General features: G+C 49.0%; 16 protein-coding genes and 1 pseudogene. 14 read left to right on the top strand and 3 right to left on the bottom strand.

What is annotated here, in order from left to right; all coding sequences use genetic code 11:
• Positions 1-20: 20 nt before the first annotated feature.
• The 11 genes from ABD014_RS10095 to sigK all read left to right on the top strand — a co-directional run bounded on the left by ABD014_RS10095 (position 21) and on the right by sigK (position 13373).
• On the top strand, positions 21-3410 hold the full coding sequence (locus ABD014_RS10095) for a thioester reductase domain-containing protein (RefSeq protein ID WP_343860487.1): 3390 nt from the start codon (positions 21-23) through the stop codon (positions 3408-3410).
• A gap of 27 nt (positions 3411-3437) precedes the next feature.
• Positions 3438-4208 (top strand): hypothetical protein, encoded by a 771-nt coding sequence (locus ABD014_RS10100; RefSeq protein ID WP_343860489.1) that lies wholly within the window; start codon positions 3438-3440, stop codon positions 4206-4208.
• Between the two features lie 34 nt (positions 4209-4242).
• Complete coding sequence (locus tag ABD014_RS10105; RefSeq protein WP_343860491.1) at positions 4243-4728, top strand: hypothetical protein; 486 nt, start codon at positions 4243-4245, stop codon at positions 4726-4728.
• 19 nt (positions 4729-4747) lie between these two features.
• Positions 4748-5551, top strand: coding sequence for a thioesterase II family protein (locus ABD014_RS10110; protein ID WP_343860493.1), 804 nt, complete (start codon positions 4748-4750; stop codon positions 5549-5551).
• A 15-nt stretch (positions 5552-5566) separates the two neighbouring features.
• Complete coding sequence (locus ABD014_RS10115) at positions 5567-6490, top strand: ABC transporter ATP-binding protein (RefSeq protein ID WP_343860495.1); 924 nt, start codon at positions 5567-5569, stop codon at positions 6488-6490.
• A gap of 29 nt (positions 6491-6519) precedes the next feature.
• On the top strand, positions 6520-7653 hold the full coding sequence (locus ABD014_RS10120) for an ABC transporter permease (protein WP_343860497.1): 1134 nt from the start codon (positions 6520-6522) through the stop codon (positions 7651-7653).
• Positions 7650-8798 (top strand): ABC transporter permease, encoded by a 1149-nt coding sequence (locus ABD014_RS10125; protein WP_343860499.1) that lies wholly within the window; start codon positions 7650-7652, stop codon positions 8796-8798. The genes ABD014_RS10120 and ABD014_RS10125 overlap by 4 nt, the downstream gene beginning before the upstream one ends.
• A gap of 79 nt (positions 8799-8877) precedes the next feature.
• The gene (locus tag ABD014_RS10130; protein ID WP_343860501.1) at positions 8878-9414 is read left to right on the top strand and encodes a hypothetical protein; all 537 of its coding nucleotides are present in this window, start codon (positions 8878-8880) and stop codon (positions 9412-9414) included.
• Positions 9415-9438: 24 nt separating this feature from the next.
• Positions 9439-11097, top strand: a complete 1659-nt coding sequence (locus ABD014_RS10135) for an FAD-dependent oxidoreductase (RefSeq protein ID WP_343860503.1) — start codon at positions 9439-9441, stop codon at positions 11095-11097.
• Between the two features lie 15 nt (positions 11098-11112).
• Positions 11113-11874, top strand: coding sequence for a 2Fe-2S iron-sulfur cluster-binding protein (locus ABD014_RS10140; RefSeq protein ID WP_343860505.1), 762 nt, complete (start codon positions 11113-11115; stop codon positions 11872-11874).
• A gap of 797 nt (positions 11875-12671) precedes the next feature.
• A complete protein-coding gene (sigK, locus tag ABD014_RS10145; protein WP_343860507.1) occupies positions 12672-13373 on the top strand; it encodes an RNA polymerase sporulation sigma factor SigK in 702 nt (233 codons plus the stop codon).
• Between the two features lie 150 nt (positions 13374-13523).
• Here the strand turns inward: sigK and ABD014_RS10150 are convergent, their stop codons facing one another.
• Positions 13524-14480, bottom strand: coding sequence for a helix-turn-helix domain-containing protein (locus ABD014_RS10150; protein ID WP_343860509.1), 957 nt, complete (start codon positions 14478-14480; stop codon positions 13524-13526).
• Between the two features lie 214 nt (positions 14481-14694).
• Here ABD014_RS10150 and ABD014_RS10160 point away from each other — a divergent pair.
• Positions 14695-16885, top strand: a pseudogene (locus ABD014_RS10160) (heavy metal translocating P-type ATPase); the annotation flags it as partial.
• A 117-nt stretch (positions 16886-17002) separates the two neighbouring features.
• Here ABD014_RS10160 and ABD014_RS10165 read toward each other — a convergent pair.
• Together ABD014_RS10165 and ABD014_RS10170 are read right to left on the bottom strand one after the other, a co-directional pair.
• Complete coding sequence (locus ABD014_RS10165; RefSeq protein WP_343860515.1) at positions 17003-17389, bottom strand: ArsR/SmtB family transcription factor; 387 nt, start codon at positions 17387-17389, stop codon at positions 17003-17005.
• 163 nt (positions 17390-17552) lie between these two features.
• On the bottom strand, positions 17553-18356 hold the full coding sequence (locus ABD014_RS10170) for a lipase family protein (protein WP_343860517.1): 804 nt from the start codon (positions 18354-18356) through the stop codon (positions 17553-17555).
• Between the two features lie 314 nt (positions 18357-18670).
• Here ABD014_RS10170 and ABD014_RS10175 point away from each other — a divergent pair, with 314 nt between their 5' ends.
• Both ABD014_RS10175 and ABD014_RS10180 read left to right on the top strand, forming a co-directional pair.
• Positions 18671-19750 carry a Gfo/Idh/MocA family protein gene (locus ABD014_RS10175; RefSeq protein ID WP_343860519.1) on the top strand — a complete coding sequence of 360 codons (1080 nt, stop codon included), beginning with the start codon at positions 18671-18673 and terminating at the stop codon, positions 19748-19750.
• A gap of 99 nt (positions 19751-19849) precedes the next feature.
• Positions 19850-20536, top strand: coding sequence for a DNA alkylation repair protein (locus ABD014_RS10180; protein ID WP_343860521.1), 687 nt, complete (start codon positions 19850-19852; stop codon positions 20534-20536).
• The last annotated feature ends 59 nt before the right edge of the window (positions 20537-20595 follow it).

The raw sequence follows: 20595 nt of genomic DNA on the forward strand, positions 1-20595 counted from the left end.
GAGCGAAAGGGGGGAAACGGTTGAGACGCAGCAAGCAAAGTATTTATATTTTGGCCAGCTTTACCGCGAATATGCTGGAAACGTATTTGACGGAGGAACTTGGAAAAAGTTGCCCCGATATCGCCGTTACGACAGGGCCGTACAATCAGATTGTCCCGCAGTGCATAAACGGGGACAGCCTGCTGTACCAAGCGCGGCCGGATTATATCGTCGTCTGGCCGCGCTTGGAAGAAATTCTCGGCAGCCGCAATTTTTACCGGAAACAAAGCTTTGACGAGTGCAGGCATGATTTGTCGCTCTTGGTGGAAGCGGTGCTCCGGGCGAAGGAGCATTTGGGCTCCAAGCTGATTTTCGTACTCCCGGCCGTATATGAGAACAGGCCGCTTGGAGCGGGCGACCTGCAAGCGGAGCGGGGCGCCATGGAAACCTCCATGCAGTTGAGATTGCTGCTGCTCGACAAGCTGCGTCGGGCGGAAGATGTGTTGCTTGCCGACGCGGAGGAACTGGTCCGCAGCTTCGGGGCGGCAAGCAGCTACAGCATGGCGATGTATGCCTTTGCCAAAGTGCCTTATGTTAATCAAATTTACAGAGAAGCCGCTTCCGTGATAGGCCGGCTCATTCGGTTAAGTACACAGCCCGCGCGCAATATTTTAACTTTTGATGCGGAATTTTTACTGTGCGGGCGGGAGGAGCAGATAAATACGGGAATGTTGCGGGAACTGAATGAAGCGAGTCTTGCCGACGATGATTCTCTCAGGTTGTTTCAAGCCTATTTGAGCGAACTGGCAGAGTGGGGTCATGAAATGCTGCTCTGCTCCGGATCGGATCAGGCCGCGGTCGAGCGGATATTTGCCTCCGCCGGTCCGGGCATCAGTCTGGACCGGTTCAGCTACACCTGCTTTAATTGCGCTTCAATTGCGGAGGCGGTTGCCCGCATACATGAGAGTCATGGCGTTGTGCAGGAGGCGTTTCTTGTGCTGGATACGGGAGAAGGGGCGCAGGATGGCCTTCGCCGCCTGCTGCTGCCGGATGATCCCGCTTTATGGATGGAGAGTGTGGCGGCGTCCGGCGCGCTTGATCTTCTTCCTGCAGAATCCGGTTTTTTCGAGAGGGAGGACATCCATGCCGATGATGCCGAAGCGGACAAGGCTTATAAGCTGGAGGATTTTTTGCGCTCCATTCGGCTTGAGCTTTCTTTGACGAAAATGGCTCCGGCGCAGACGGAAGCAGTCGAGCATCTGCTGCATGCAACCAAGGATTTCAATCTCACCGGACAAATATGGACTAGTGATCAACTGCTGTCCATGCTCAGCCAGGAAGATAAAGCGGTTTATACCGTCCGCGTGCAGGACCGATTCGGTGATTACGGCATTGCCGGCGTGGTGATCGGAACCGTTGGCTTCCATGACTTTACCTTTACGGTGGATAATTTACTGCTGAATTGCCGGGTGCTGGGCAAAAACGCCGAGTTTCACCTGGTCCAGCAATTGATTTCGAATATCCGGGAATATGGCTGCGATTGCCTGACGCTGCAGTACCGTCCAAACGGCAGAAACGAGCTGGCCGCCCGCTTCCTGGCCGATATTGCGAAAATTGCTCCGGAACGTGTGCGGGCGGGCGAGAAAATAACAATTCCCGCCGAATTGCTTGAGGAATATGCCGACATTTCACTGCAGAGCGGCCAGGGCGGGGACCCGGAAGCGGCGGAGCGGAAGCCTGCCGCGGAAGCCGCGCGGCACGGGCAAACCGAAGCTTCTTTTGATCCGTACCGGTTCATGGCCGATACGTGGAAGGGAATGAAGCCGTCCGAGCGGGAGGAAATTGTCCGTTTTATAGACGATACCCGTTCGGTGGAGGAAATTATGCGGGCCATCGGCGATTCCAAAGCCAGAACAAGGGCCGGCATTCAGGCGGAATATAAGGAGCCGCGAACTGAAACCGAACGCCTTATCGCCGGGCTGTGGGCTGAGGTGCTGAGTATAGACCGGGTAGGAGTGTTGGACAATTTCTTCGGCTTGGGCGGCACCTCGGTTATGGCGGCGCAGCTTATTGTCAAATACAAGCAGGCGTTCGGTGTCAAGCTTCCCGTGAGAATTTTCTTCGACAGCTCTTCTGTGGAGCAGATGGCCATGTACATCGATGCGCTCCGCATTGAAGAGGACAAGCGGGAGCTGGATGAATCGGCGGTCAGCAATTTCCGTTATAGAACCCGCGAGTTTCTAAAGGGCGAGGTATGGCTGGACGACGCCGTTTCCGCACAAGGAAAGGGAAAGCCGCCGGAAACGGCTCCAGTCCGGACCGTGCTGCTTACCGGAGCGACCGGATTTCTTGGCGCTTTTCTGCTGGAGGAACTGATGGCGATGACGGATTACCGGGTTGTGCTACTAGTCCGTGCGGAGAACCCGCAGTCCGGCTATGAGCGGGTGGTGGACAATATGAAGCGGTATTGCCTGTGGAAAGCGGAATACGGCGGCAGAATTGTTGTGCGCGTCGGAGACTTGGCCAAGCCGCTGCTTGGTCTTGGCCCGCGGAACTTCCAAGAGCTTGCGGATGAAATCCATATGATTTATCACGCGGGAGCCATCACTAACTTTCTCGAGCCTTACCCGATGATTAAAGACGTCAACGTTCAAGGAGCGCAAGAAATATTGCGGCTGGCCGCGGCCGGTGCGGTTAAGCCGGTACATTATATATCCACGCATTATGTGTTCTCCAATCTGGCGCATGAGCATGGGTTTGTCGCTTATGAGGATACGGTGCCGTCAAGCGACGAGGTGCTGGTGCTCGGCTACCAGCAGAGCAAGTGGGTAGCCGAGAACATGATGGCGCTGGCCAAAGAAAGAGGCATTCCGGTCAGCATTTACCGCGTAGGCCGCATTTCAGGCTCCAGTGTCACGGGAGCCTGCCAGACGAAGGACATCATGTGGCTGATGATCAAATGCTGTGTGGAAGCCGGGGTGTTGTTCGATGAAGATGTAAAGATCGAATTTATTCCCGTCGATTATGTCAGCCGATCCATCATCGCCTTGTCCGTGCAACCGGAATCGCGCAACCGCAACTTCCATATTGCCGGCAAAACAATGAACCGGCTGCACCAGGTATATGAATGGATGAAGCGTTATGGCTTTCAGGTCGACACCATGCCATATGAGCGCTGGAAAGACGAATTGGTGGAACGGGCCGCGCGAAATCCGGAGCTGAACACTGTCAAAGCGATGCTGCCCTTCATTCCGGAGGATATGGCCGAGTGGGATGTCGAGATTGTTTATGACGAGACCAATGTCAAGCGGGGATTGCGGCATACCGGAATTGCCTGTCCCGAAGTGGATGAGGCGATGTTTGCCCGTTATTTGGATTATTTCATAGAAACCGGCTTCTTTACGGTCGACCCCCAGCGGCAAAGCGTATGAGGATAAAAAATTTGGGAGGTATAAACGATGAACGAGCGTTTGGATGTAGTGAAGGCCAAAAAGATGAGTATTTACAACAGCGGAATGTGGGTGTCCCTGTTTATTGGCCTGCTATATACGGGAATCGGCATTTTAATGCCGCTTGATCCGGCGGAGCGGTACAGAGGTACGGAATTTTACGAGCAGATTGCCGCGCATCCGCTGATTCCGCATATGTGGAGATATATTTTTGTCATTGTCGGTTTCCTTTCCATCTATTGGGTTTCGGCTGCCGTTACGGTAGTCAGAACGAAAAGCTATGAATGGGAAGGGTTCTACAAATGGGTAACGATTCTTGGCTACGGCGGGGCGGCCATGCTGTGTGTTCAGTGGATGAGAGAAATCTTCATCATGAAAGTGATGACCTTGTACTCGACAGGAAGCGAAATGTACCGTGTGGCGCTGGAAGTGGCGGCTTTTCCCATTGATCCTGATTTCATCTGGATGTTCGGCGGCTTCGGCCTGTGGTATCTGGTTACTTCGCTTCTGGCCAAAAGAAATGGAGTATTCTCACCCAAAATCAACATTTTGGGCATTGCTGTAGGGGCGGATCTTATTCTGACCATGGTGTTCGCGATGACCGATACAATTATTTATTTCAAGAACGGACAAATGACAGTGATGCAAATTACCGCTTTACTGGGCGGTTTGATGGGCGCCGTCTATCATGTCTGGATGTTTTTTGAAATGAAAAAGGGAAAATCGGTGTTTGAAAAAGGGGTTTCCACCCTGTGGGAACAGCATAAGAGTACGGCTTAAGCCGCGCTCTCCAGGAGGAAAGGAAGGAAGCTTCATGGATTTTTACAGCTTGCGAAAAAAAAGATTCGGCTTCTCGTTCAGAGGTTTGGTTATTCTTCTGCTGGTGCTGCTTCCCAATGTGTTGTTCTATCTTTATGTGAGCAAAGATTTGAGCCGGTCAGGGCAAATGATGGATCGTTATCCCGTAATCAGCGCGATTGAGCGCGGAAGCCAACTGCTGCTGATGCTGGCGCTGGTATTTCGGGTTCATGCCGGGGAGCCTTCCCTGAAGAGTAAATATGTGCTCGGTATGGGTGTCTTTTTGCTGCTTTATTATGCGTTATGGACCCGTTATTTTGCCGGAGGCGGGGATTATGGGCTGATCAGCGGAAGTTTTCCCGTTTATATGGGCATGGCTGTCTTCCCGTCCACCTATTTTGCGCTTGCCGGAAAGTGGCGCAAGGACCGGCTCGGCTTTGCTCTGGCCATTCTTTTCGGATTGTCCCATACCCTCAACACGTATCTCAATTTCGGCTTTTAAGGATGGGAGGATAATATTGATGCAGGAAGTAAAGCCCTGGTTTTTTTTCAAAAGAAAAGGAGAAAAATCCGACGTGCACTTAAGGTTGTTTTTGTTTCCTCCAGCAGGTGGGGATGTGTCCACTTATCTACAGTGGGAAGAGAAAATGCCTTCGTTTGTGGAAACAGCCTTTGTTCGCCTTCCCGGCAGAGGCGCGCGAATGATGGAGCCCGCGATAGATGAGATCGGGGCGTTGACCGAACGGCTGGCGGAGGAAATAAAGCCGTATACGGACATTCCTTATGTTCTGTTCGGCCACAGCATGGGCGGCCTGGTGGCGTATGAACTGACGCAGCGGTTATACAGCCGAAATATCGCGCTGCCGGATTGTATTATGATCTCCAGCATTAAAGCTCCCCATCATATGAACTCGTTCACCGAGTGCCTGACCGCGGACGGCAATGACAAGCTCTATTTGAAAAGCGATGCCGAATTTATAGAGCGCATTATCGGTCTTGGCGGCATTCCGGAAGCCTTCAGCGAGAACAGGGAGTTTCTGCAGCTCATTTTGCCTACCTTCAGAAAAGACATGAAGCTGTGCGAGACCTATTGCTCTGAAGGTGCGCGGGCCTTGCCGGTTCCCTTTGAGATATACGGCGGCAGCCGGGATGCCGTTGCCACCAGGACTGAACTGGAAGGCTGGAAGGATTACACTACGCGGAAATTTGCCTTCACACTTTTTCAAGGTAATCATTTTTATTTTGTGGACAACCCGAATACGCTGCTGTTTCATATGCGCGCCAGGCTGGTGGATATTTGCCACGAACGGGCCTATTACAATTGACTGGGGGATTTAGGGATGAACGTAATTGAAATCGAGAATCTGGTGAAACGATTCGGCGACCATACTGCCGTGAACGGTCTCACCCTGTCCATTGCGGAAGGGGAAGTATTCGGTCTGCTTGGTCCGAACGGCGCAGGCAAGAGCACAACCATTAATCTAGTATGCGGGCTGCTTCACGCGACTTCCGGCAAGGTGAGCCTGTTCGGGGGAAAGGTAGAAGAAGGGAGAAAACAACTGGGGTTTGTTCCGCAAAATATCGCGTTGTACGACAATTTTACCGCTTATGAAAATGTGAAGTTTTTCGGAGAACTGTACGGTTTGAGCGGAAAGACGCTGGAAGAGGGCATTGATGAAGCGTTGGAGTTTACGGGTCTTACCGAAGTCAGGCGCAAAAAGGCGAAGACGTTCTCGGGCGGTATGCTGAGACGCCTTAATATTGCCGCCGCCCTGGTGCATCGCCCCAAGCTTATCATTATGGACGAGCCGACAGTGGGCATTGATCCGCAGTCGAGAAACCATATTCTCAAATCTGTGCAGCGTCTGAACGAAAGAGGTGTAACCGTAGTTTACACTACCCACTACATGGAAGAAGTCGAGGCGATCTGCAATCGCATCGCCATCGTTGATCAGGGACAGATTATCGCTTTGGGCACGAAGAAAGAGTTGACCGAGCGAATCGACGACAAGAAATCACTGCAGTTGACCGTCGATTATGCGGAAGAACTGGACAGGGAAGAGATGCTGGCCATTGACGGTGTCATCAATGTGGAGATTCATGACAATCAGGTTCAGGTGGAGTCGAATAAGGATGTGGATAATTTGAACGCAATTATTGATTATGTCACCGCCCGAAATGTGAAGGTAAGGGACATCGGCTTCAAGGACGTTACGCTGGAAACCGTATTTTTAACTTTGACGGGAAGAAAATTGCGTGATTGATCAAGAAGGAAACAGGAAAGGACGATGGTATGTTTCAGATCATAAAGAAAGTTGTCCGCAATCAGATTCGCAATCCGAAATGGTTTTTGTTTTTGCTGATCTTTCCGATCTTTCTAATGATATTGATTGGATCCATTTTGGATGGCGCTTTTTCCGACAAATCCAACCTGAGCAAGGTGGAGGTCGCTTTGCTGGATGAATCCGAGGGCATTTCCCAAGAGGTGCTTGACGCGCTCAGCACCGCATCCGTTTCTATTGAAGAGGATTACGGAATTGTTATTAACAATACCGGGTCCGAGGAGGAAGGCAAGCGGGAGGCGCGCGTGAACAAGAAGGTGTTCGTTCATTTGAACGGGGAGCACATGCAGGTGTACGGCAATGAGTCGGAGCCGCTGAATACCGCGCGGGTGGTGGCTTTGTTCCGCAGCGTGGCTTCCAGCATTCAGACGGTGAAAGAGGCTTACCGGATTGATGCCGAAAACGCCATTGAACTGATCGGAAACGACAATGCGGCTTATGAAGTTCCCGTTGAGTTCATTCCATCCCAAAACGCTATGAGCTCTTACGATTATTACGGCGTTGCCGAGCTTACGCTGATGGTGCTGTACGTGATGCTTATCCCGATCGGAGATCTGTTCCATGACCGCAAAACAAATGTAAAGGAACGGATTGCGCTGACCGGCCTGACCCGTGCCCGTTATTATGGCGCTTCTTTAATTGCCTACTCCATTGTGGCACTTGTCGCTTTTATTCCGGCCTTTCTGTTCTCCATTACATATCTCGATGTGAAATGGGGGGATATCCCTGTACTGATGTACTTGTATATTGTACTGTTTGCGGTGTTCAACGCCGCTCTGGGCATGCTGATCGCGCAATTGCTCAAAACCCGGGGCAAAGTGGATGTGCTGCTTTCGGTGCTGATTATTCCGATCTTCTCATTCCTTGGCGGCTCCTATACTCCGTTTCCTTATGATATGGGAGGCGTGTTCGGCAAAATATTGTTCGTGTCTCCGCTGCGGTGGGCGAATGTCGGAATCTTTAGAAGCATCTATGCGGATGACAGCCAACTGTTGCTTGTGAGCGCCGCCGCGTTCCTTGTGCTGATTGGGGCCTGTCTGTTCATTATACTGGCGAAGGAAAAGAAGGAGGCGCAAAAAGCATGAGGTCGTTTGCCGCTCTGGTCAAAAACAATTTAAGAATTTCCATTTTGCATAAGCCGGTTTCTTTTCTGCTGATGACGATTGCTCCGATTATTGTGCTTCTGATTGCCAGCAAGGTAGTCAGCTATTCGAGCAGCATGGTCAACATCGGCCTTGCGGATGGCGATCACAGCCTCGTATCGGAAGCCGTCACCCGCATTGTCGGCGGGCTGGACGGAATCACTGTGTTCGATATGAACGAAAATGAAGTTGAGGCCGGCTTCCAGAGCAATAAGATCAACGTTGCTCTCGTTATTGGAGACGGATTTCAGGACGGGCTGCTGAATAACACCATAGAAAATATTCGGGTCATCGGCAATGAGGAGCAGAATGTCTACACATTGCTGCAGGCCATCCTTAAGAACCATCTGCTCAATCTGCGCAACCTGGGCAAAATATCGGGCGGCGATGCCGCCGTGTTTGAACAATCGGTGGATAATTATATCGCTACATCCGAATATGTGGAGAAATCCTCGCTCAATGATTTGTATACCGAATACAATAACTCGAATATTTTTCTGGGCTTTCTTATTTTATTTGTTTTCTTCAATTCTTCGGCAATTGCCAACGTCGTCAACGTTGACAGAGAACGCAACATTTATGCCAGAATCTTTCTTTCTCCGGCCAAGGTATGGATGTATTACTTGTCCAATGTGGTATGCAACCTGACGATTGCCGCATTTCAAATCGGCTTTGCCGTGCTCGGCATGGAATATTTGACGGACACCTCCATCGGGGTTGAACCCGGCATGCTGTTTCTCATTTTGTTCCTGACCGCATTGGTTGCCGTAGCTCTGGGCACCTTTTATGTCTCTGTTACCGAGGAGTCGGATGCGGCTTCGATGATTTCCAATTTCGCCAATCTGCTGTTTGTCATTTTGGGCGGCTGCTTTATCCAGGTGGAGTTGTTTCCCGATGTGATCAATACCATTTCGTATATTTCTCCGGCCAGATGGGCGATGGCGGCCATTCTCAATTTGCAGCAGGGTCTTGGGCCGGCGGATGTATCGGGAATGCTGGCGCTGCTCGGCGGGATGGCGGTCGTCATATTAACGGTTTCCATTTTCATTACCAGCAAACGGGAGAAGCGGTTCAGAAGTCTGGCTTAGCCGGCGCAGACCTGGGAGCGTTATGTTGTGTCGGATATTTTATCAGATGGAAAACCAATGGATTGCGGGGAATCGGGGAATGAAGAAAATAGTGGCTGTCTTTGGAGCGTTAAGCACGGTGCTGTTTATGGTTCATCTGGGTTTTGCCTGCGTTTATTATGCGGGACTGATGCCGTACAGCTATATTCATATGAGCATCGGCGGCGTGCTTTCGATTGTGATGTCGGTTCACATGCTGTTCGCCATTATTCTGATGGTGCGGAACCGGCAGCGCGACAAAAAAGCAAAAACCTATCCGGGATTGAACGGGAGCATGATGCTGCAATTTGCGACAGGCATTTTAACCGGCGTCTTTTTACTGCTGCATGTGCTGGTGATTGAATTGAACAAGTCTCTTGACGGCGTATGGCTGAATCTGATATACGGTGCGGTGGAATTGCTCTTTATTCTGATTGTGTCTGTGCATATTGCCGTCAGCGTGCCCAAACATTTCATTTCAATGGGATGGATCAGGCAACGGGCGGCCTATCCGTTGATACAAAGAAGGACCAACATCTTTCTGGCTTTAATGTTTGTGCTGTATGCCGGCTCCCAGATCAGATTCTGGACCGTGTGACGTGTAAGAGAAGGAGCGGAGACAATGGGAAAGGAAATATTGGTCGTAGGTGCCGGTCTTGCCGGGATGACGGCGGCGTTAAAGCTGGTTGAATATGGAGCCGCGGTTACGCTGGTGTCCCCGGCTTATTCGGAGAGAGCGCAATCCGTTATGGCCATGGGCGGGATCAATGCCGCGCTGAACACGAAGCAGGAAGACGATTCTCCGGAGCAGCATTTTGAGGATACGATGCGAGGGGGAAGCTTCATCAATGATCCGGAAGCGGTGGAGAACCTGGTGCGTACCGCGCCGGAAATCATCCGCTGGCTTGAGGAACTTGGAGTGAACTTTACGCGCGACGAACAGGGCCGGGTCGATCTGCGCAACTTCGGCGGACAGAAGAAGAAACGGACGGCATATGCGGGCGCCCGTACCGGAAAGCAAATAAGCACGGCCTTGATTGCGGCTTGCCGCAAACATGAGGCGGCGGGTGCAATCAGGCGGCTGACCGGTTGGAGATTTTATTATTTGCTGCTGGAGGACAAGGAGTGCGCGGGCGCCGTTATTTTGCGAGAGGATACAAATGAATGGCAAAGCATAACGGCGGATGCGGTCATTATGGCTGTAGGCGGACCCAATGGCGTGTTCGGGCAGACAACCGGGTCCCGGTTAAATGACGGCTATGCGGCGGGCAGATTGCTGCTCCAAGGCATAGAATTGGCCAATCTGGAAATGATCCAGTATCACCCGACTACGGTGTATACCGCTTCCAAACAGATGCTTATTACGGAAGCGGCGCGCGGCGTGGGCGGCCGGCTGTTTGTGCCGAAGGAGGGAAAACCGTGGTATTTCATGGAGGAATGGTATCCCGAGCAGGGAGCGCTTATGCCCCGCGATGTGGTCAGTCAGAGCATCCACAAGGTGTGCAATGAGCTGGGCCTCGGCATCGACGGCAAGTCGTATGTCTATTTGGATGTGTCTCATCTGCCCCGGCAGGTAATTGACGCTCAACTGGATGAAGTGGTTAGCGTCTGCCGCAAATATTTGAAGCTTGATCCATACAAAGAACCTATTCCCGTGGCGCCCGGCATTCATTACTTTATGGGCGGCATTAAGACGGACAAGGAGCATCGAACCAATATAAAACGGCTGTTTGCGGCGGGAGAATGCTCCGCCCAATACCACGGGGCCAACCGGCTGGGCGGAAATTCGCTGCTTGGCGCGCTCTGCGGCGGATTCTTTGCCGCAAAAAGCGCCGGTTCAGCGGACCCGATTGATCATGCGGTCGCGAACCGGCTGGGTGAGCAGGGCGTGGAGGCCGCATTGCTGGATCTGCGGCAGTGGGATCAGCTTCCGCGCGGCTCGCAGGGGAAATTCCTGGAACTGAGAAAGGAACTGTCGGAGATCATGTACGGCTCAATGGGGATTTACCGTAAGGAAAGAGAGCTGCTCAAGGCCAAGAAACGGCTGGAGGCCATGCGCGAGGAAGCCGGAAGGGTGCGTCATCCTTGCCGATTTTATGAAACCCGGACGCTAGACGCCAATCTGCTGTTGGCTCTGGCTATGGTGGAATCGGCGCTGGAGCGGAAAGAAAGCCGAGGGGCTCATCAACGGACGGATTTTGCCGAGAAGAACGATGGACGGTTCAAAAAGTCATCGTCCGCGCTGTACGACAACAAAACGGTCAATATAGCTTTTATGTAGAAAGGAGCAGGTGCGGTGAGTGTCAGAGTAAACGTCCTGCGGCAGGAGCATGCCGATGCGGAAGCGTATTGGCAGAGATTCAAATACAGCGGGGATTTGAATATATCGGTGGCGACTTTAATCAATGAGCTGAACGATGGAATTATGCAAGGGGAGGGAGAAGAACGGCCGATCCATTGGGAATGCAGCTGCGAGCAAGGGCTGTGCGGAGCTTGCGCAATGGTCGTCAATGACCGTCCGGGCTTGTCCTGCCAAATGTTCTGCGATGAAATTCTTGAAACGAGCGAGGAAATCAATATCCAGTCTTTAAGCAAGTTTCCTGTTGTAGCGGATCTTGCAGTTGACCGCAGCCGCATGTTTGCGGCCATGCAGGAAATGAAATTGTGGCTTGAAGAGCCGGCCAAAGTCCGGCCCGCCCGGGTGCCTATGCAATATGATGTATCCCAATGTCTAATGTGCGGCAGTTGCCTGGAGGCTTGTCCGAATTATAGTCTGGACGGCATTTTCGCCGGTATGGCCCCGGCCATGTCTATGGTCAATCTGACATTGATGAGTGAAGACAAGGCGTTCAAGAAGGAATACACAAAGCGGATTTATGACGGGTGCTCGAAGTCGCTGGCTTGCCAGGAGGTCTGCCCGATGGAAATCCCGATTATGGAAGCGATGTCCACGATGAACCGCTTATCGGTCTGGAGCCTGTGGAAATTGTTCGGCGATCACCGGGAAAATAAGCGGCAGGCGGTATTTACCAATCCGGAAGCCCCGGGCAGCTATTGAGTCTGAAGTGCCAAAGCTGCGGCGATTGCAGGATGCGCAAGTTTCGGGGCTGGAGCAGCCCGAAACTTGCGCATTTGCATTGGCCGGATATAGACTATCAGCTTCCGCTCGCCTTTAAGTAAGCGTTGTTCCATTTGGAATGTGCTAAATTTCTTAGCAAGAAGACAAACTGAATACAGGGCTGTTACTGGTGAAACAGGCAAGACCTAAATTACGGAAGCAGGGAGCATTTCCCTGCCTTCCGATAATTTAGGTCTTTTTTGGTTATCTTTTTAGACAATCTCGTACAGTTCTAGGAGGATGGACTTAAGTGAATATGCGTATTTCCTATCTCGTTCTGAGATTTTTAGGACACATGCCATTTCTAATATGACTGGTTCATCTGGCCGTCAGAGAGTTCCGGATTCGAGTCTTATAAATTTTAGACTTGCATTCCCGTCTAATATTGAAAGGGTTATTGATTTCGGGAGTGTCGCTAAAAGTGCTCTGAAATCTTATGAAAAAGAATGATGATGAGTCAAATAGAGTTACAAAATGAATGAACTTGTTCTTTCATTTTATGGTACCTGTCAAGGCCGATGCGAGTGAGAAATGAAGCGGATGCTTGCTTATCTCATTAAGCAGGATGTGTTTGAGATGGTTCATTAACGTATGAAGTACTGATGGAATAGGTTCTGGGAAGATAATTATAGAAGGGTTATTTCTTTTTCCGCTGTACAGGCACGACTGGGCTCGAGCCTACATACAATGAACAGACCACAGAGAAAGCACTTATTCCTCAGGAGGTGTTGTCATCTATGCCAGGAATATTCAGTATGATTGCTTTATTTATTCAGCAGCTTAGTCTGCTCGTTTCCTATGTCAAAAATAACGCTTTTCCCCAACCTCTGACAGAAGCAGAGGAAACACTACATCTTCAGCGCATGGCCGAAGGTGATCCCGTGAGCCGTAACCTGTTGATTGAACATAACCTTAGGTTGGTCGCGCATATAGTAAAGAAATTCGATAACACCGGCGAGGATCTAGAGGATCTGATCTCAATTGGCACCATTGGCCTGATCAAGGCGATTGAGAGTTTTCGTCCGAACAAAGGAACGAAGCTGGCGACCTTTGCGGCTAGATGTATAGAAAATGAGATACTGATGCATCTCCGGTCGCTGAAGAAAATCCGTAAGGACGTCTCACTGCACGATCCAATAGGAACTGACAAAGAAGGGAATGAAATTACATTAATTGACATTCTTGGAACGGAAGAGGACGATGTCGTCGACCGGGTTCAGCTTAAGATGGAGAAGAGCAAAATATATCAGAACCTTGATATTCTGGATTCCAGGGAACAGGAAGTCATCAAAGGAAGGTTTGGCCTCGAGCATGGAGGCGAGGAGCGAACCCAGCGCGAAATTGCCAGAGAGCTTGGGATCAGCCGCAGCTATGTGTCGCGGATCGAGAAGCGGGCTCTGATGAAGCTGTATCATGAGTTCTACAAATCGAAACGCTAATTCATAAATGAATAGTTCAAAGACTGTCATGTTCAAGAAGCAGGGCAGTCTTTTTAATTATAGACATAGCTTCGCACCGTCTTTGGACTCAGCTTATTTTGCACGTTGTATCCCCCTGTCGGAATTCGTGCTTGATTTGGCGCAACCCTGTTAAAAGAACTTCTTGCGGTATTCAAGCGGGGTGATTTTCATTATCTCCTTAAAAGAGGCCCCAAATTTACTTTGGCTTTCATAACCGACGGACATGGCAATATCGGCTACGCTTTGATTGGTTTCACGCAATAGTGAAGCTGCTTGACGGATTCGGTACTCCTTCATATATGCTGCAATGGATTTTCCATAGACACCTTTGAAATATGCTTTTAGCGCAGTAGGGCTGATGCAGTGCTGCTGTGCCAGTTCTTCGATCGTGAAGCGGTGACCGGGTTCGCCGATCATTTGCTTCTCGATTTGTTTAACAATATCTACCTGCTGCCGTGCGTAAAACCTTTTCTGCTTTTCCTTTACCGGATCGAAATAATATAGGTAGATCAACAACTCAACAATTTTAATCCTGAAGTATAGGCTCCGAGCCTGGCTGGGTACGGTGTACATTCCGGAAAAGATATGTTGGATGTCGTCTTTGGATTGTATTAGAAAGCAGTCATCTTCTATAAAAAAACTGTTAACAAGTTCGCCAATCTGAATGGGGATACCGGGAAGCAGATCAGATATTTCTGCAGCCACCTTATCCAAATCGATCATGACCACAATACCGCGGTAATATCCCAGGGGCAGTTCGATACTGTCACTGGGATTGTGCATTGTATTCAGGAACAAATCGCCTTCGCCGATATATTGCAGACAGCCGTCACTCATGCGGCATTCAGCCCGACCCTCCAAGCAATGATTGATTGTCAAAACATTCTTCTCTCTATGAATAGCGGGGATATAGCGTGAAGCCTTGAAGTCTAGCCGGATGATTTCTATACCGGAGAGCAGCGGATAGATCGACGCAGTTCCCTCTCCTTCCACAAGGTTCTGTTTATAGGTTGTGTGATGCTCATCTTGTTCAATGATAACGCCGTTGTTGAAATAAGAGTAAACAGAGGTAATCACCCAAAACATCTCCTTTTATAGAGGTACTTCAAAAAGTCCGCTTTTGATAAGAAATTTTATACCAAATAGACATCGTTTTCGCCCGTTCGGACTTACTTGGTCTAAAGCGTTGACTTGTTTTTTCTAAGTGAATATACTGTAGTCATAAACAATCAAACAATCATTTGATTGTTGTATTGATTAAATTCAATCATAACATTTTTTATACGAGAGGGGAATTACCATGAAAAAAAATATTAAGCTAAGTGATTTGGATTGTGCTAACTGCGCCGCCAAAATTGAGAATGCAATAGGGAAGTTAGACAACGTTACCGATGTAAAAGTGAATTTTATGAGCCAAAAGATGATACTGGAAGCGCCGGATGATAAGTTCGATGAAGTTCTGGCAGAAGTCAAGAAGACCGTGAAGAAAATTGAGCCGGATGTTGTTATCTTATCGTAAGTGGTGTCTTATTAATACAGGATAGGGTTCCAAATCACATCAAGGCAGTGGTTGTGTTACCGCAACCGCTGCTTTTCTCATAAGGAGGAAGATAACGATGTCCAGAAAGGAAAAGAAACTTTTATGGCGCATTCTGATTTCGGGGGTCATTTTTGGATTAGGATTGCCACTTCACTACACTGATATTTTAGGAATTGATATTCTAGGAGTATCGCTGGAATTAATTGTTTTTCTCAGTGCTTATACTATTATCGGCTGGGATATTGTTTCGAAAGCCGTTCGTAATATCTTTCGAGGTCAGGTCTTTGATGAGAACTTTTTGATGACTGTCGCAACCGTCGGCGCTTTTTTCCTTGGGGAAAATCCTGAAGGTGTAGCCGTGATGTTATTTTACCAAGTGGGAGAATTGTTCCAGTCTTATGCAGTATCCCGATCTCGTCGGTCTATCGCCGATTTGATGGATATCCGTCCCGACTATGCGAACGTGCTGCGCAATGGTTTACTTGTTCAGGTAGATCCGGAGGAAGTTCAGGTTGGTGAAGTTATTGTGGTAAAACCCGGCGAGCGCGTTCCACTGGATGGTATTGTAGAAGAAGGCTACTCAACGCTTGATACGTCAGCCTTGACCGGTGAGTCTGTACCTCGTGATGTGTCCACTGGAGAAAATGTGATCAGTGGCTGTATCAATCAATCCGGCAAACTTACGATCCGTGTGAATAAGGAATTTGGTCAGTCCACAGTGGCGAAAATTTTGGAACTGGTGGAGAATGCATCCGACAAAAAAAGCAAAAGCGAGAATTTTATCACCCGTTTCGCACGGTATTATACACCAATCGTTGTTTTTGCTGCTGTTGCTTTGGCTATCCTGCCGCCGCTTATCATCGGCCAGCCGTTCAGCATATGGATCGAGCGGGCTCTAACCTTCCTTGTTGTCTCCTGTCCTTGTGCTCTCGTCATTTCCGTCCCTCTAAGCTTTTTTGGCGGCATTGGCGGAGCGTCTAAATCGGGTGTTCTGGTTAAGGGCAGCAACTATTTGGAAGCACTTGCGAATACAGAATTGGTTGTCTTTGATAAGACCGGTACTTTGACAAAAGGGAGTTTCGCTGTTAGTGAAGTATATTCCGATCAGTTTAGTCAAGAGGAACTGCTTAGATGGGCTGCATATGCGGAAGACTACTCGAGTCATCCGATCGCTACAAGCATTAAAAAGGCTTATGGCAAGACGATTCATACTGCTAAAATCAAGGACATAGAGGAAATTGCCGGTCATGGTGTGAAGGCCGTTGTTGAAGGGAAAGAAGTTCTTGCAGGCAATGCCAAACTGATGAACTTGAAGCATATTGTATACAAGGATACTGCATCGGTCGGTACGGTGGTTCATTTAGCTGTGGATGGCAAATATGCTGGATATATCCGTATTGAGGATGAAATCAAGCAGGACTCGCGACAAGCGATTGTGGATCTCAAAGAAGCTGGCATCAAACAAACAGTTATGCTGACTGGCGACAGCGACGCGGTTGGCAGGAAGGTTGCCTCAGCGCTCAATCTGGACAAAGCTTATACGGAACTGCTGCCTGCTGATAAAGTGGAACGCGTGGAAGAACTCATGCAGAAGAAGAGCGAAAAAGGAATGTTAGCCTTCGTTGGTGACGGCATCAACGACGCACCTGTACTGGCTCGCGCAGATATTGGCATCGCCATGGGAGGTCTTGGCTCAGACGCTGCAATCGAAGCAGCCGATGTTGTCATCATGACCGATGAGCCTTCCAAAATCGCTACTGTAATGAAAATAAGTAAAAAAACGCTGCGTATTGCACGTCAGAACATCGTGTTCGCGTTGGCAGTCAAAGGGATCGTACTCGTTCTCTCGGCTTTCGGATATGCTTCCATGTGGGCGGCGGTATTTGCTGACGTAGGTGTTTCGGTTATCGCCATTCTCAACGCTGTACGTGCACTGAATGTTAAAGAGTTCAACAGACCTGCTTCAAAAGATGCAGGAAATAGAAGCGAAGTTTCTTCAAAGAAAGTGGCAGTATAAGATAGAAACGAAAACGTGCTATTCCAAGTTTTTTGGATAGCACGTTATTTTTTATTCATGCGTATGGTTAGTAATTCCTTTACTTGGACAACTCAACTGGAAGAAGTCATCAACCATTTGGTGGACGAGCTGTGCTGTTTCCGTATCAGCCAGCGTGTAGTATACCTCTTTGCCTGCCCGCCTGCTTGTAATCAGGCCGTGCAGCTTCAGTGATTTAAGATGGTGGGATACTGCAGCGGTACTCATGTCCACAGCCGAAGCAATGTTGATGCCGCATTCCTCACAGTGGCAGAGCAACCATAGAATGCGCAGACGCGAGCCATCACAGAGCTGTTGAAAGATAGCGGCAGCCTCTTGGAAGTGCTTGATATCAGGCATTCGCTCCAGTACAGGGCCAATATTCTGTCCGTGGTTATGGGGTAACTCCCGATTGCTCATAACGTCACTTCCTTACAATATATTCAATGATTAATCAATGAATTAATCATTGAATATATTGTAAGTCGCGGTCCACTACCTGTAAACCCTTAGTCTCTTCCTTTAATTAGGGACTAAGGGCTGTTTTTAAAAATGTCTATCCAAAACCCGTTTGGAGCGTCTATTACGCTTCTTCTTTCGTCTCAGTGACCGGACAGAATCCCGGATTCGTTGAAGAGAGCAACTCGGCATATTGCGGCTGGAGCTTGGTTAGTTCTGCGAAATAGCTGCTTATGATATGATTACCGCCGAATGAACCATTCTGGAAGATCAGGGGAGAGGCAGTCTGAACATGACTATAATAGAACTTCTTCTGACGTTTAGGCAGCTTGTAGATGGATGGCGGTGCATGGGTGACAACGTCAAATTGATTAGCGATGCGGTAACTGCTCTGTACATACTGCGTAAAGATTTTTGAAAAAGAGGGATCGCCGACACGAGGAGCCCCATACGTGAATAAATTCGGTGAGTCGTAAGCGGTATTGGCGGCAATATCAATTGCGCATAATGTCGCCAGTGCCCCACCAAGGCTATGTCCTGTAACATACATTGTCTTATCAGTGGGCAGGTTGGCTAGAGCGGACATGATTCGAGTGCGGGCAGATGAATAGATGTCTGTAAAGCCGCGGTGCGTCAGACAGTCCTCCTTCACATATTTGAATTTCTTCTGGGAGGCGATGATGTCGGATACCCAATCGGTCGTCGAACTGGTACCACGAAAGGCTATAATAATTTCCTGCGGGGACTCCAGAATAAAGCCGAAGGGCTCCCATACGTTGATAATAGATTTTGCTTCGATCGTGTCCCTGACCGAATAATTTAAGGGGACGATGAATGAGCCATCCGTATTAGTGAACTGTTCATAAGTCTGTCCGCAGACTGCGGCCAAAAAGATGGCACGCTGTTCCTGTTCAACGATTGTCCTCAAGTATATCTCCGCCTTTCTCCTACAATATATTAGGGAGATCGTGGAGAGATGCCTATATTCATAACCTGTCGCAATTTTGCAATAGCTAGATGAAGATTTTACTGATAGAATGAAGCATATTATAAGGATAAAATAGAGAGGAAAACGGGAAAATTAAGAATTATGTCGAAATCTCTGAATCCGCTTGCATTTACATCAGGGTTATTAGAGAATAAACTAGAACAGTGAAGTAAAATGAGTAAATCCCCTTATAGCTTCGCACTGAGGGATAAATAAATCATACTGTTTTGCACAAGGGAAGGGAGATTACATTCATGAGCAATGCTAAGCATTCCGTGGTCATCGTTGGCTACGGTGGAATGGGAAGCTATCACGGTCACTTGATTACAGAGAATGGAAGAGTAGAGGTCAAAGGTACTTATGATGTGCTTGAGGAGCGTCGTCAAGCTTCGAAGCAAGCGGGCTACCATGCTTATGACAGCTTTGAAGCGGTGTTGAACGATTCTTCAGTTGAGGTTGTATTAATTGCAACGCCAAATGATGTGCATAAGGATCTGGCGATTCAAGCTTTGCAAGCTGGCAAGCATGTCATTTGCGAGAAGCCGGTTACGATGTCTGTGAGCGATTTCCAAGACATGGTTGCGGCAGCTGATGAGGCGGGCAAGGTCCTAATGGTCCACCAGAATCGCCGTTGGGATGAGGACTTCTTGATTGTTAAGCAAATGTATAACGAAAGAACGATTGGCGACTTGTTCCAAATCGAGTCCAGAGTACATGGGGCGAATGGCATTCCAGGCGACTGGCGTCATATCAAGCAATATGGCGGCGGCATGCTGCTGGATTGGGGCGTTCATTTGCTGGATCAGATGATAGAGATGATTGATAGCAAAATTGTTAGCGTTAGAAGCCAGCTTAGCTTCATTCTTGGTGATGAAGTTGACGATGGATTCGAGGCGGTTTTGCAATTTGAGAATGGGGTTACTGCTCTAGTTGAGGTAGGAACGACCAACTATATTACTTTGCCAAGATGGTATGTGAAGGGTACCGAGGGGGCTGCGGTGATTGAAGACTGGTCCTTGACCGGAAGAACCGTAACAAGGAATAATGAAGTGGACAAAATTGAGCCTAAGCCGATCCGGGCTGGCGTTGGATTAACGAAGACGATGGCGCCGCCATCTGAAGAAGCGACGATTACCGGAGTTCTTCCAGAACCGTTCCAGCGTTCGAGCAGCTTCTACGATAATTTTGCAGATGTGCTAGAAGGCAAAGCTGATCCGATCGTGAAGAATGCCGAAGTATTGCGCGTATTGAATCTGATTGAAGCTATATTCAAGGCTGGCGAGACCAATGAAGTCGTGAAGGATTTTGATATTTACGAGCCTGCGGGCAAGTAATAGTGGATTAGGATGGAGCCTGACGGGAGGTGGAAGCACTGAAACCGTTGGGCTTTTTTTGTTTGAAGGGTCACCTGAGTTAGGATTGGAGGTTATATTATGGAAAAGACGATCAAGGAACAGATTCTGGAATTAGCTGAGGAGGAATATCGTCTATTTAGTTCGAAGCTGATTCCAAATATCGATAATATCTCCGGGGTACGCTTGCCTGCTCTGCGGAAGATCGCCCAGAGAATCGCCCGTTCCGATTGGCGTTCCTATTTGGCTGAGGCCGAGGACGACTATTTCGAGGAGACGATGCTGCAGGGCATGGTTATCGGCTATGCGGTGAAGGATATCGATGAGATGCTGGAATATACAGCGCGGTTTGTTCCGAAAATAAATAATTGGTCGGTATGCGACAGCTTCTGCGGCGGATTAAAGCTTACGAGATCGCATCTGGACAAGGTATGGGATTTCCTGCAGCCTTATCTGCAATCCGATCAGGAGTACGACATTCGCTTCGGGGCAGTCATGCTGTTGGAATATTATGTGCTGGAGGATTATATCGATCGAGTGCTGCAAATTTTGGACGGGATCAGACATGAGGGCTATTATGTCAAAATGGCCGTAGCTTGGGCGGTCTCGATCTGCTATATTAAGCTGCCTGCACCGACATTGGCCTATTTACAGCATAGTACGCTCGATCTTTTTACTTACAACAAGGCCTTGCAGAAGATTACGGAATCCTACCGTGTAGATCAAGCGACTAAGCAGATGATTCGCAGCATGAAGCGCAAAGCCTAATATCAGAAACCCACCGCTAAAGGTTGAGAGCCTAACGGTGGGTTTTGCATAATTCTGTA

This window comes from Paenibacillus motobuensis, from assembly GCF_039521865.1.
Classification (GTDB): Bacteria; Bacillota; Bacilli; order Paenibacillales; family Paenibacillaceae; genus Fontibacillus; species Fontibacillus motobuensis.